The sequence below is a fragment of the Xylanibacter ruminicola Ga6B6 genome, assembly GCF_000687715.1.
Classification (GTDB): Bacteria; Bacteroidota; Bacteroidia; order Bacteroidales; family Bacteroidaceae; genus Prevotella; species Prevotella ruminicola_B.
Map to the genome: position 1 here is coordinate 49,774 of NZ_JHXD01000018.1, position 13,050 is coordinate 62,823.

8 protein-coding genes are annotated in these 13,050 nt (G+C 48.2%); 7 read left to right on the forward strand and 1 reads right to left on the reverse strand.

Going from position 1 to position 13,050, the window contains the following annotated elements; genetic code table 11:
• The first annotated feature begins 15 nt into the window (after positions 1-15).
• Genes T500_RS0111000 through T500_RS0111020 form a run of 5 tightly spaced genes read left to right on the forward strand, consistent with a single transcriptional unit; the run spans position 16 to position 9,083 of the window.
• The gene (locus T500_RS0111000; RefSeq protein ID WP_028908151.1) at positions 16-5,301 is read left to right on the forward strand and encodes an alpha-2-macroglobulin family protein; all 5,286 of its coding nucleotides are present in this window, start codon (positions 16-18) and stop codon (positions 5,299-5,301) included.
• A gap of 14 nt (positions 5,302-5,315) precedes the next feature.
• Positions 5,316-6,386 carry a DUF1573 domain-containing protein gene (locus tag T500_RS0111005; RefSeq protein WP_028908152.1) on the forward strand — a complete coding sequence of 357 codons (1,071 nt, stop codon included), beginning with the start codon at positions 5,316-5,318 and terminating at the stop codon, positions 6,384-6,386.
• 28 nt (positions 6,387-6,414) lie between these two features.
• Positions 6,415-7,515 carry a methylmalonyl Co-A mutase-associated GTPase MeaB gene (meaB, locus tag T500_RS0111010; protein WP_028908153.1) on the forward strand — a complete coding sequence of 367 codons (1,101 nt, stop codon included), beginning with the start codon at positions 6,415-6,417 and terminating at the stop codon, positions 7,513-7,515.
• Between the two features lie 27 nt (positions 7,516-7,542).
• Positions 7,543-8,418 (forward strand): 4-hydroxy-3-methylbut-2-enyl diphosphate reductase, encoded by an 876-nt coding sequence (locus T500_RS0111015; RefSeq protein ID WP_013063493.1) that lies wholly within the window; start codon positions 7,543-7,545, stop codon positions 8,416-8,418.
• Positions 8,418-9,083, forward strand: coding sequence for a B3/4 domain-containing protein (locus T500_RS0111020; protein WP_028908154.1), 666 nt, complete (start codon positions 8,418-8,420; stop codon positions 9,081-9,083). The genes T500_RS0111015 and T500_RS0111020 overlap by 1 nt, the downstream gene beginning before the upstream one ends.
• A gap of 40 nt (positions 9,084-9,123) precedes the next feature.
• Here the strand turns inward: T500_RS0111020 and T500_RS0111025 are convergent, their stop codons facing one another.
• Positions 9,124-10,383, reverse strand: coding sequence for a hypothetical protein (locus tag T500_RS0111025; protein WP_028908155.1), 1,260 nt, complete (start codon positions 10,381-10,383; stop codon positions 9,124-9,126).
• Positions 10,384-11,147: 764 nt separating this feature from the next.
• Between T500_RS0111025 and trmB the strand changes: the two genes are divergently transcribed.
• Both trmB and T500_RS0111035 read left to right on the forward strand, forming a co-directional pair.
• Entirely contained in the window at positions 11,148-11,918 is a 771-nt protein-coding gene (gene trmB / locus T500_RS0111030; RefSeq protein WP_028908156.1) for a tRNA (guanosine(46)-N7)-methyltransferase TrmB, read from the forward strand.
• Complete coding sequence (locus tag T500_RS0111035; RefSeq protein ID WP_028908157.1) at positions 11,918-13,045, forward strand: Mrp/NBP35 family ATP-binding protein; 1,128 nt, start codon at positions 11,918-11,920, stop codon at positions 13,043-13,045. The genes trmB and T500_RS0111035 overlap by 1 nt, the downstream gene beginning before the upstream one ends.
• The last annotated feature ends 5 nt before the right edge of the window (positions 13,046-13,050 follow it).

Below are 13,050 nucleotides of genomic sequence, written 5' to 3' on the forward strand. Positions count from 1 at the left end.
ATTAAAGTGGGCTTTATGAAGAAATTTCTCATCATAACTATAGCTTTGATCATGCCAATGTTCCTATTCGGACAATCCTATTCGGCACTCTGGAAACAGGTATCAGAGGCTGAAGAGAAAGATCTGCCCAAAACTCAGTACGAGGTGCTGCAGAAGATTGTGAAAAAGGCCGAGAAGGAGCGCCAATACGGACAACTGCTCAAAGCCGAGCTTTATGCTGCCCAGACCATGGTGGATATCGCTCCCGATTCGCTGAAACCCGAGGTGGATCGTATTGTGGCACGCTATCAGAAAGCCACCGGCCAGGTGCAGCGCTTGGTTTACCAAACGGTACTTTGGCAGATTGACCGTGATAACTATAGCATAGATTTAGGCATCAAGAAACCTCAGCTTACCCCCGAACTTTGCAAGCTGTTGGCTAACACCAAGGAACGTTCGTATCAGCCTTTTGTGGTGATGGGAAGCGATGCTTCGGTGTTTGGCAACGATATGCTGAGTGTGATAGGCGCTGAGTTGGGTGAGTATCAGCAGTTGCGCGATTATTATCAGAAGGTGGGCAACCAAAAGGCTGTGAGCATTATCGATGCCCATCTGGCTATCGACAGATATAATGCGTTGCCGTATAACACTCCCGTTGTAGAGCGCATCGCCTTTATCGATGATGCCATCGCCAAATGGGGACGTTGGCCTGAGATCAACCATCTGCGCAACACCAAAAAGGAACTTACCAATCCCCAGTTCCATTTGTCGTATCCCCTCTCTGTAGCTCGTCCCATGCAGGCCCAGCAGGTGATGCTGAATGATTTACGCCATCTGTCGCAACTCACTATGACGGTGTATCCCGTACGTTGTGAGGGTGATATCGAACACTCACCATCAAGCGAAAAGGGCTGGGCTAAGATTCGTCCACTTTTAGGTGTGCCTGTGTTGACAGAAACAAAACATTTTGCAGCACGTCCTGAGTACGAGTTGTTCGAGGATAGTATGACGCTGAAAGGTCTGCCCGTAGGCATGTACCTGGTGGAGTTTAAGAGCAATCCTGGTACCGAGGTAATCCGTACGTTGTATCATGTCACCAACGTCTTTACGATTGCCGAGGCCCAGCCCGATGGCAAAATACGTTACGAGGTGGTGAATGCTACGACTGGTCAGCCTATCGCCGATGCCCATCTGCGTATCAAGGAACGTCCATATTCGGTATTTGCCTATACCGATACCGACAAGGCGGGTGCAGTGCTGTATGTGAATGGCCGTTACGAATTCTACGGGGCTGATCGTACGGTGAATCAGACCGATATTTTTACCGATCGCAGCATCTATCGCCCAGGTCAGACGGTACACGCTTCGGCATTGGTGTATCAGGTGGAGAAGGGCATCAAACAAACCGTTCGTGCCCATCAGAATATAAAATTTGTACTGCGCGATGCCAACCATAAGGTGGTGGCCGAGAAGCAGACCGAGAGCGATGCCTATGGTGTGGGTGCAGTAGATTTTACCCTACCTGCCAAGGGACTTACGGGTATGTTTACCATCCAGGTGGAGAATAGCTCGCAGAGCATTCGTGTTGAGGAATACAAGCGTCCCACGTTCCATGTGGACTTTGCAGAATATCAGGATGCCTATAAGGCTGGCGATGTGCTTGATATCAAAGGTACAGCACTCAGCTATGCGGGTGTGCCTGTTCAGGATGCCAAGGTAGCGTATAAGGTATTGCGCCGTACCGCCCTTTGGTGGTGGTCGTACAATCGCTACTACGACGAGGGTACTCTGGGCTACAGCAATCACGGTACCGAGATTTGTTCGGGCGAAGCTACTACCGATGCTGATGGTAACTTTGTGATAAAAATGCCGCTCGAGATGCCCGAAACCAAGTACACCATGTTCTATAACTTTGTGTTGCAGGCTGATGTGACTGATATGGCTGGTGAAACCCATCAAGGACAGTTTACGTTGCCTTTGGGCAATCGTCCAACCGCACTTAGCATCGATCTCGACGAAAAAGTTCTGGTTGAAGATACCCCCCAAGCTACTTTTCATCTGCGCAATGCCGCAGGTAAGGATATCGATGCCGAAGTACGTTATCGTATTGACGGTGGCGAATGGCAGATGGCAAAAACAAATCAGCAGATCGCATTGGCTAAGCTGGCTTCTGGTAAGCATCGTGTAGAGGCTGCGTATGAGGATCAGACCATCGATCGCACTTTTGTTGTTTTCTCGCTCGATGATGAACAACCTGCTACTGCTACTGATGATTGGTTCTATCAGTCGGCTACCCAGTTTCCTAACGACGGCACGCCTGTTACTATCCAGGTGGGTAGTTCGGATCAGAATGTGCATATCTTCTATAGCATCTTCTCGGGGCATAAGCTGATAGAGCAGGGGAGTGTGGATAAGAGCAACGAGCTGATAAACCGTAAGTTTACTTATCAGGATGAGTACGAAAACGGCTTGCTGCTTACCTTTGCTTGGGTAAAGAACGGCAAGTGTTACACCCATACTGCCCAGATTCAGCGTCCCATGCCTGATAAGAAGCTGACCTTAGAGTGGGCTACCTTCCGCGATCGTCTGACACCAGGACAGAAAGAAGAGTGGACACTGACCATTAAGGATGCCAATGGCAACCCAGTGGATGCTAACCTGATGGCCACACTGTACGATCAGAGTCTGGACCAGTTGGTTAAGCACCAGTGGATTTTTACACCTTATCAGTGGATAGCATTGCCCCATGTAAATTGGCAGTTTGTATCGCCTCGAAGCTTTAGCCGATTCGCCTCGTACGATTGGGAGGCTTTCAACTATGACGAGATTGGCTTCAGCCTGTTTGATCACAATATTTATCCCCACCCATTGTATCGCCATTCGTTCCGTGGTGTTAAGGCTTTGAGTCGTGGCATTGTGGGCTATGGTGTGCAGTTAGAAATGGCTGAAGCTCCAATGGCTGCAAATGAGTCGAAGGTTTTTGATGTTGTTGAAGATGGTGAGATATTGAAATCAAAGGAGACTATCGACACTTCGAGCGCTGGTAGTGCTGATGCTGATGAAAGTCATGCAGATGATGTACAGGTTCGCGAGAATTTAAACGAGACAGCCTTCTTCTATCCCCAGCTTACTACCGATGCCAATGGTCGAGTTGCTATCAAGTTTACTTTGCCAGAGAGCTTGACTACCTGGCAGATGTTTGGTTTTGCACACACTAGCGATTTGCACTATGGCAACATTCAAGGCGAGGCTGTGGCTAAGAAGGATGTGATGATACAGCCCAACGTGCCTCGCTTTATCCGCGAGGGCGATAAGGCCACCATCTCGGCCCGTATCTTTAGCGAGAAACAGGCACAAGGCAAGGCTACCCTGCAGATCATCAATGCCGAGACCAACGCCATCGTATACGAAAAGTCGCAGCAAGTATCGCTCGCCGCAGGTTCTACAACCCCCGTCGAGTTTGAATGGTCAATGGTCCATGGTCCGCTCGGCTTTGCCGCTTGGCACGTCCAAGAATGTTCAATGTTGATTGTCAAAATGACGATCAGCGGAAAAGGCTTCAGCGATGGCGAGCAGCATTATCTGCCTGTACTGCCAGCTACCGAACGAGTTACTGTTTCGATGCCTATCACCCAGCACCAGCCAGGTACTACTACCATTGATCTGAACAAGCTGGTTCCAGCTGATGCCAAGAATACCAAACTTACTTTCGAATATACTAACAATCCCGTTTGGTTGATGGTGCAGGCTCTACCAGCAGTAGGCTCGCCCATCGACGATAACGCCATCTCATTGGCTGCCTCGTTCTATGCCAACGGGCTGGGACGATATATCATCAATCAGAACCCACAGATCAAAAACGTGTTCGAGCTATGGAAGCAGGAACCTAACGAGACCTCGCTCACCTCTCAACTGGAAAAGAACGAGGATTTGAAGAATCTTGTTCTGAGCGCAACCCCTTGGGTGCTGGATGCCGACAACGAGACTGAGCAGAAGCATCGCTTGGCCGACTTCTTCGACGAGAACCTGATGGACAATCGTCTCTCAACCTGTGTCGAGAAGTTGCAGAAACTGCAGAACGCTGAGGGTGCGTGGACCTGGTTCCCAGGTATGCCAAGCTCGTTCTATACCACTGTTGCCGTTAGCGAAATGCTGGTACGTCTGAATGCCCTCACCGAAAAGCAGAGTGCTACCAGCGCCATGCTGAACAAGGCCTTTGGCTATATGGGTCAGGAGATGATAGAGTTGGTAAAGGAACTGAAGAAAGCCGAGAAGAAGGGCGAGGTTTACTTCCCAAGTTATAAGGCATTGCAGTGGTTATATCTGGTAACCCTCGATGGTCGCCAGTTGCCTGCCGATGTTCAGCAGGCCAACAGCTATCTGATTAATCTGCTTAAAAAAGATATCAAGCGTCAGAGCATTTACGATAAAGCCCTTGCAGCAGTTATCTTTGCTAAGGTTGACGCCAAGCGTGCTCAGGAGTATGCCCAGTCGCTCAAGGAGTACACCGTTTACCGTGAGGAAATGGGCAGATATTACGATACCCCACGTGCTGGCTACTCTTGGTTTGATTATAAGATTCCAACCCAGAGCATCGCCATCGAGGCCCTGCAGCAGTTAACACCTAATGATGTACAGACTATTGATGAGATGCAACGCTGGTTGCTGCAGCAAAAGCGCACACAGGCTTGGGATACACCTATCAACAGCGTGAATGCGGTTTATGCCTTCCTCAAGGGGCAGGAGTGCCGCTTGGTTCAGAGTTCAAACATGCCCGTTATCTGTATCGATGCGCGCACCGTTGCGCTGCCTAATGCTACATCAGCCATCGGCTATGCTAAGACCGAATTGCCAAAGGGTAAGCAACTCACCATCCGCAAAACCACCGATGGCACCTCGTGGGGCGCCGTTTATGCCCAGTTCTTCCAGCAGACAAAGAATATCGCTGAGAATGGTAGCGGATTGACAATCAAGCGCGAGATGCTGAATAAGGATTTGAAGGTTGGCGATCGCCTGAAAGTTCGCCTCACCATTACTGCCGATCGCGATTACGATTTTGTGCAGGTGGTTGATAAGCGTGCGGCTTGTATGGAGCCCGTTAAGCCGTTGAGTGGTTATCATGCGGGTGCTTATATAACGCCTCGCGATAACGCCACATGCTACTTCTTCGGCATGCTGTCGAAGGGTACTCATGTAATCGAAACCGAATATTATATCGATCGTGCAGGAACATACGAAACGGGTACCGCTACCGTAGAGTGTGCCTATGCCCCCGAGTTCCGTGCTGTCACTCATTCTGAGACATTAAACATTAAGAATTAAACATTATAATATTGATGAAGAAATTAACAGTTATACTACTCACAGTCCTCGCTTCACAGCTCTCGCCTCTTGAGGCGAATGCGCAGCGTCTCACCGTAAAAACCACCACCATCGATGTGGGTGCTACGGGCTACGAACAGCCTGTTACAGCCACTTTCGAGATGCGTAACAAGGGGTTGCGCCGATTGGTTATTCAGAGTGTGAAACCCGATTGTGGTTGCACCAAAATAGAATATCCTAAAGAGGTGGGCATTGGCGAGCGATTCACTATTAAGATGACTTACGATGCCCGTATGTTAGGTCACTTCCAGAAGATGTGTCTGGTTAAGAGTAATGCCTCAAAAAAGCCGTTCTACCTTACGATGACAGGTGTGGTTAAGAGTGATTTCAGAGATTATTCGGGCGAGTATCCTATCGAGATGGGCGACCTGCTGTTGGATAAGGCCGTACTTGAGTTCGATGATGTGAACAAGGGCGATGTGCCTGAGCAGGAGATTCACATCCTGAATAATGGTAAGAAAGCCATGCGTCCCAACCTGATGCACCTGCCTCCTTATCTCACTGCTATCACCAGTCCCGATCATCTGTTGCCAGGGCGTGCGGCTACTATCAGCGTGAAGTTGCTCTCAGAAAAATTGCGTGATTATGGCTTGACCAAGACCACTCTTTATATGGCCCACAACCCAGGCGATAAGGTACGTCAGGATTACGCCATCGATGTGGCTACCGTATTGTTGCCCGATATGAAACAGTTCGAGAAAGAGAATAAGGATCTGGCACCACAGTTGCAGATGTCGGCTAAGGATGTAGATTTTACTGACTTTGGTGGTAAGACTAAGAAAACGGCTACTGTTACGTTACAAAATACAGGTCAATCGCCCCTGAAGATTACCTCGCTCCAGCTCTTTACGTCAGGCTTGAAGGTAACCCTCTCAAAGAGTGAGATTGCTCCAGGTCAGAGTGCTAACTTAAAGATTACGGGTATTGCCGAAGAGCTACAGAAGCTCCGTACGCGTCCTCGTATCCTGATGATTACCAACGATCCCGACCACGCCAAAGTGGTGGTCAACATCAAGTTGCAGTAATGTATATTTTCAATTATCAATTATTGTCATGGAACATCCCGAAAATAGCTCAGAATATGCAGGCTTGCAGGTAAACAGTGGGGTAGAGCAGCCCTCTATCGTTAATCCCTACCTCAAGCGAGGTCGTTTCCGTCGTCACGAACTCTCTGTCGGCGAGATGGTCGAAGGCATCCTCAAGGGCGATGTCACTATCCTCTCGCAGGCTGTTACGCTCATTGAGAGTGTGAATCCCGACCATCAGGCCCGTGCTCAGGAGGTTATCAACAAGTGCTTGCCTTATAGCGGCAATTCCATCCGCATTGGTATCAGTGGTGTACCAGGCGCTGGAAAAAGTACCTCAATCGACGAGTTCGGTATGCACGTTCTCAAAGAGAAGGGTGGTAAATTGGCTGTGCTGGCCATCGACCCTAGTAGCGAGCGCACCAAGGGCTCAATCCTGGGCGATAAAACACGTATGGAGAAGTTGGCGCAACATCCATCGTCGTTCATACGTCCTAGCCCATCAGCCGGCTCGTTGGGAGGTGTGGCTCGCAAGACTCGCGAGACGATTATTCTATGCGAAGCCGCTGGTTTCGACAAGATTTTTGTTGAGACCGTTGGTGTTGGTCAGAGCGAAACAGCCTGTCACTCGATGGTAGATTTCTTCCTGCTCATTCAGGTGGCTGGTACCGGCGACGAGTTGCAGGGTATTAAGCGCGGCATTATGGAGATAAGCGATGGGATCGTGATTAATAAGTGCGATGGCGATAATGTGGATCGTTGCCAGATGGCGGCTACCAACTTCCGTAATGCCCTCCACTTCTTCCCCATGCCCGATAGCGGTTGGAGTCCTAAGGTGCTATGCTACAGTGGATTCTACGGTACAGGCGTAAAAGAGATATTCGACATGATTTACGAGTATATGGATTTTGTAAAGGCCAACGGCTATTTTGCCTATCGCCGCAATGAGCAGGCTAAATACTGGATGTACGAGAGTATCAACGAGCATCTGCGACTCAACTTCTACAACAATCCCGCCATCCAGGCTCAGTTGGGCACCGCCGAAACGTCAGTCCTCGCAGGTCAGAAAACATCGTTCGTAGCTGCTCAGGATCTTCTCGACGAATATTTCTCTTTGCTCAAAAAATAATGTTTAATGTTTAATATTTAATCATTTATGATTATCGAAATAGATAACGGCAGTGGTTTCTGCTTCGGAGTTACCACCGCTATCAAGAAAGCCGAAGAAGAGCTCGCTCAGGGCGAAACACTTTATTGTTTAGGTGATATTGTACACAACGGTATGGAGTGCGAACGCCTGCGCGAGATGGGACTTATTACTATCAATCACGACCAGATGCGCGAACTGCACAACGCTAAAGTGTTGCTGCGTGCTCATGGTGAGCCCCCCGAAACTTACGAGCTGGCCCGTAAAAACAATATCGAGATTATCGATGCAACCTGTCCTGTGGTGCTCAAGCTGCAAAAGCGCATCAAGGAGCAGTACGAAACCTCGCCCAATCTTCCCGAAGGTGAGGAGGCACAGATTGTGATTTTTGGTAAGAAAGGTCATGCCGAAGTTCTTGGTCTGGTGGGTCAGACCCATAGCAGTGCGATTGTGATTGAGAGTAGCGATGAGGTTACCAAACTCGATTTTACCCGTGATATCTACTTGTATTCGCAGACCACGAAATCGCTCGACGAGTTCCGTCGTATCATCGATTATATCCAGACGCACATCTCGCCCAATGCTACATTTAAGAGTTTCGATACCATCTGTCGTTCGGTAGCCAACCGTATGCCCAATATCTCGCAGTTTGCCACCAAGCACGATCTGGTGCTCTTTGTGTGCGGCCGAAAGAGTTCAAACGGCAAGGTGCTCTACAACGAGTGCCTGCGTGTAAACCCTAATACCCACCTGATTGAGGACCCACAGGAGATTGAGCCCGAGTGGTTGAAGGGTATCGAGAGTGTAGGTATTTGTGGCGCCACCAGCACGCCCCGTTGGTTGATGGAGCAATGTCGCGACGCCATTCAGAATATGCAGCAATGATACAGGTTCGTGTGTCTTCCGAAATATCCAGCGTGTGCCCCAATTTTGTGGGGGCATGTGTTGAGGCTCAGGTGGTAAATACGCCTTATAGCGACCGTTTGTGGCAGGCTATCCACGAGGTTGAGGCTCGTTTGCGCCAGGAGCTTACTACCGAGAGTGTAAAGTCGTTGCCATCTATTGCCGCCACGCGTGCGGTATATAAGTTATGTGGCAAGGATCCATCACGTTATCGTCCTGCCTCCGAGCAGCTTATCCGTCGTATGTTGCAAGGTAAGGAACTTTACCAGATTGATACGCTGGTAGATCTGGTAAACCTCGCTTCGATTGCCTATGGTTACAGTATTGGTGGATTTGATGCCGATAAGTTTGTGGGTCCCGAACTGGTGTTGGGTGTAGGTAAAGAGGGGGAACCTTACGAGGGTATCGGTCGTGGTCCGTTAAACATTGCCGGACTGCCCGTTTATCGCGATGCCCAAGGTGGTGTAGGAACGCCTACCAGCGACCATGAACGCACTAAAATGACGCTCGGGACTACCCATCTCGTAGTACTCATTAACGGCTATGATGGCAACGAGGAACGTGTTCGTGCCAACGCTGAATATATCCAAAAATTGTTGGTGGATTACGCTCAGAGCGATGGCGGAACTATTACGCTGTATAAATAATTTAGACACGGATTAAAGCCGTGCCTAAATAAAATTTTTCTTAGAATTTTTGGTTGCATCTTTCAGTGTAGAACTGTAAGAAGTCTGTCCATTTATAGTATGGGTATGTGGCTGTTGGCACGGGTAGGGTAGCCTCACGGCCGTTCATCAGGCATTTTATCAGCACATCAGCCTGGTTGTTGCGATAGAAAATAAGCTGGATGTTGCTGGCTTTGCAGGTTTCCCAACTCTGGTAGCAGTTCTTTACTTCGTTCGGGTCCTCGGGGTCGCGATCGGCACCATTGATGCCCATCAGTACTGTTAACGGACCAATGCACGTATCGTGTCCGAATCGCAAGTCGGCCACACGGTCGCTGGTGCCATCAATTGCCGCTTGAGCCTTTTTCATGATGTCCTGCAGGATCGGAATCATCTGGTACTGCGAACTGTACACCCATGAGAAAACACCTAGGTTGTCGCTTTCCCACTCGGCAGCATACTCCTCGTCGGTCAGAATACCTTCCATCATACCCTCGTGGTTAATGCTGGGTAGCGATGTGTACAGGTTTATCAGGTTGCTCACGTTATGGTGCATGCGACCAGGCAGGCCTTCGGTGCTTACAAACATACGCTTTACGATGTTGTCGCGCAGCACGTTAATGCCCTTAAACAGGTCGCGATGCTGCTCGTAACGGGGCTTCAGATCCTTGGGGTAGTTATGCTTTACGGGGTTCTGTCCGTCGGTAGGCACCACGCCATCCAACGTAAAGCGCGACGACTGCTCGCGAATCTCCAGCTTAGGATTGCACTGTACCAACTCCTGGCAGAAGGCCGACATGCTGAGTACGCAACGCCCTACCAGCGATGAGATGGCCAGCACGTTACCACCCTTCTCGAACACCTCGGGGAAGTTGTTGTACATGATACGTGCGATGCCCTGATGCTGTTGCCAGCCTAAGTCGGTCAACTCGGTCACACCTGTCATCAACTCCTGCTTGGCGGCCATGAATTTGGTGCGGAACGCCTCGCCAGTAGCTGTCAGCAACTGCTTGTCGTGAGCCACCGTCAGCAAAGTGTCGAGCTCCTTGTAGAGCGAGGTGCTCCAGTAGTAACGCGACCCGTGACGCGCATAATGGCTGATGTAGAAAGGTTTGTAGCCCTTAGGCGCCTTGGTGAGTGTTGGTGTTTCGAGTAGATATGGATAATCCGTACCGTACGATTTACGTGGGTCGGCTTTCAGTTGGTCTAAAGCCGGTACCTGCTGCCCCCATGACAGGAGCGGAAGTAGCGCAAAGGCTACCGAGAAAATGATCTTTTTCATATAATGGTGTCTTTATTAATTGCTATAGGTTGCATGCCGTGATAATATTTTAGTTATTTCGCCGGCAAAAGTACAATTTCTTGCAGAAATTACCAAATTTTTTCATAAAAATATGGCATTAGCATATTTCTTGGCATTTTTGCTCCCACACGTGGGAAATAATTTTTCCACACGAGAGCGCTATTTTTTATGCTTGTAAAGGTTATTCTGTATACGATTTGTGTAACGAATAATGTAAAATATTATGAACTATCTTTGTATTTGTGCGGATACAGAAATACAGAATACAGTTTTGTTGGGAGCATTGTCAATCCAAAAATTCAGTAATTCAGAATTCAGTTTTCTCATGAGCACAAAGATGACTCAGATATCAGATATCAGTTTATTTGGCTAAGCATTTGTAACTTTAAATATACTCTATTAGAATATTATATATTATTATATATATTTTAATATATATAATAATATATAATATTTATAAGATAGATAATTAGAGAGTGAAGCGATAGTTGTATTAGCTCACAAGAAAACTGATATCTGAGTGACACACAGATTATCCCTCTCCAAATAAACTGTATTCTGTATTCTGTATCCACTGATGTCTCTTTATCAGTGGATATATAGCTCCCTATAAAACTGAATTACTGAATTCTGAATTTTCTCGCTCAGTTTAGATAAGTTGGTGGTATGGTGTTGCTAATAAAAAAACGAAAAAGTTTGTTTTTTCGCTTACTTATTTGTACCTTTGCAGCACAATTTTAATTATGGGAAAAGGAAAGTTAGCTAAATTTGCGGACATGGAAACGTACGAGAACGTGTTCCAGTATCCGTTTTCGGTGATTGAGAATGTGCCATTCGAGATGAAGGGGCACTGGCACGAGCAGTACTTCCACAATAATAACCCGATAGTGCTGGAACTTGGTTGCGGTAAGGGAGAATACACAGTGGAACTGGCCAAACTGTATCCCGACATGAACTTTATTGGCGTGGATATCAAAGGTGCACGTATGTGGACTGGTGCTACACAGGCCCTGAACGAGGGACTGAAGAATGTGGCTTTTCTGCGTACGAATATTGAAATAATTGAACGTTTTTTTGCTGAGGATGAGGTGCAGGAAATCTGGCTCACATTCAGCGATCCGCAGATGAAGAATCCTCGTAAGCGATTGACATCCACCTATTTTATGAACCGCTATCGTAAATTTCTGGTGGATGGCGGCGTGATACACCTGAAGACGGATTCGAACTTCCTCTTTACTTATAGTACCTATATGGTAGAGAAGAATGCGCTGCCCGTAATTTTCCGTACAGAGGATTTGTATCACGATGAGCGTATCGACGAGGGTACGAAGAAGATTCTGGCTATTCAGACTTATTACGAGGGTATGTGGATTGCCCGCGGACTGAATATTAAATATATGAAGTGGAATCTGCCTCGCAACGGCGAGCTGGTTGAACCCGAGGTGGAGATTGAACTGGACGACTATCGCTCGTATCACAGATCAAAAAGAAGTTCATTAGATAAGGCGAAATAATGGAAAACGTAATATACCCCAAGATGGTGATGGATGCCTTGGCTACGGTAACGTATGCAGGCACCAAGAAGAATGTGGTGGAGAGTGGTATGGTGGCTGATACACCTGCTGTGGCTGCTCCACAGAAGGATGGTGAGAACTGGAAAGTAAAGGTGGTGCTGGAGTTTCCACGCGATACCGATCCTTTCCTGAAATCAACTGTAAAAGCTGCCGAGGCGGCTATCAAATACCACTGCGGCAAGGAGGTGGAGGTAGAGATTGAAACTGAATTCAAGTCGAAACCACGTCCTGAGGTGGGCGAGATGCTGCCTGGCGTCAAGAATATTATTGCCGTTAGCTCGGGTAAGGGTGGTGTAGGTAAAAGCACCGTATCGGCTAACCTGGCTATCGCTTTGGCCCGTTTGGGTTACAAGGTGGGTTTGCTGGATACCGATATCTTCGGTCCGTCAATGCCAAAGATGTTTAATGTTGAGGATGAGCAGCCTTACGCTGTGAAGAAAGATGGTCGTGACTTGATTTGTCCCATCGAGAAGTACGGTGTAAAACTGCTGTCAATCGGTTTCTTTGTATCGCCAAACACAGCTACTCTGTGGCGTGGCGGTATGGCTACAAGTGCGCTGAAGCAGCTGATTGCTGATGCCGATTGGGGCGAGCTCGACTATTTTATCCTGGATACACCTCCAGGCACCAGCGATATCCATCTTACATTGCTGCAAACACTGCCTATTACAGGCGCAGTGATTGTATCCACCCCGCAGCAGGTGGCTCTGGCCGATGCACGTAAGGGTATCGATATGTATCGCAACGAGAAGGTGAACGTACCCATTCTCGGTTTGATTGAGAATATGGCCTGGTTTACACCAGCTGAGCTGCCCGAGAACAAGTATTATATATTTGGTAAGGAAGGTTGCAAGCAGTTGGCCGAGGAGATGCAGGTACCTTTGCTGGCACAGATACCACTGGTACAGAGCATCTGCGACAATGGCGATGCTGGTACGCCTGCCGCTCTGAGCAGCGACACATCTACGGGACTGGCATTTATCAACCTGGCGCAATCGGTAGTAACGGTTGTGAATCGTAGAAACAAGGAAAAACCCGCTACGAAGATTGTTGGTATGCACAAATAACAAAA

Coding starts and splice junctions, on each gene's coding strand:
- T500_RS0111015 (WP_013063493.1), top strand. CDS start 7,543: ATGATTATCGAAATAGATAACGGCAGTGGTTTCTGCTTCGGAGTTACC.
- T500_RS0111035 (WP_028908157.1), top strand. CDS start 11,918: ATGGAAAACGTAATATACCCCAAGATGGTGATGGATGCCTTGGCTACG.
- T500_RS0111025 (WP_028908155.1), bottom strand. CDS start 10,383: ATGAAAAAGATCATTTTCTCGGTAGCCTTTGCGCTACTTCCGCTCCTG.
- T500_RS0111000 (WP_028908151.1), top strand. CDS start 16: ATGAAGAAATTTCTCATCATAACTATAGCTTTGATCATGCCAATGTTC.
- T500_RS0111005 (WP_028908152.1), top strand. CDS start 5,316: ATGAAGAAATTAACAGTTATACTACTCACAGTCCTCGCTTCACAGCTC.
- meaB (WP_028908153.1), top strand. CDS start 6,415: ATGGAACATCCCGAAAATAGCTCAGAATATGCAGGCTTGCAGGTAAAC.
- trmB (WP_028908156.1), top strand. CDS start 11,148: ATGGGAAAAGGAAAGTTAGCTAAATTTGCGGACATGGAAACGTACGAG.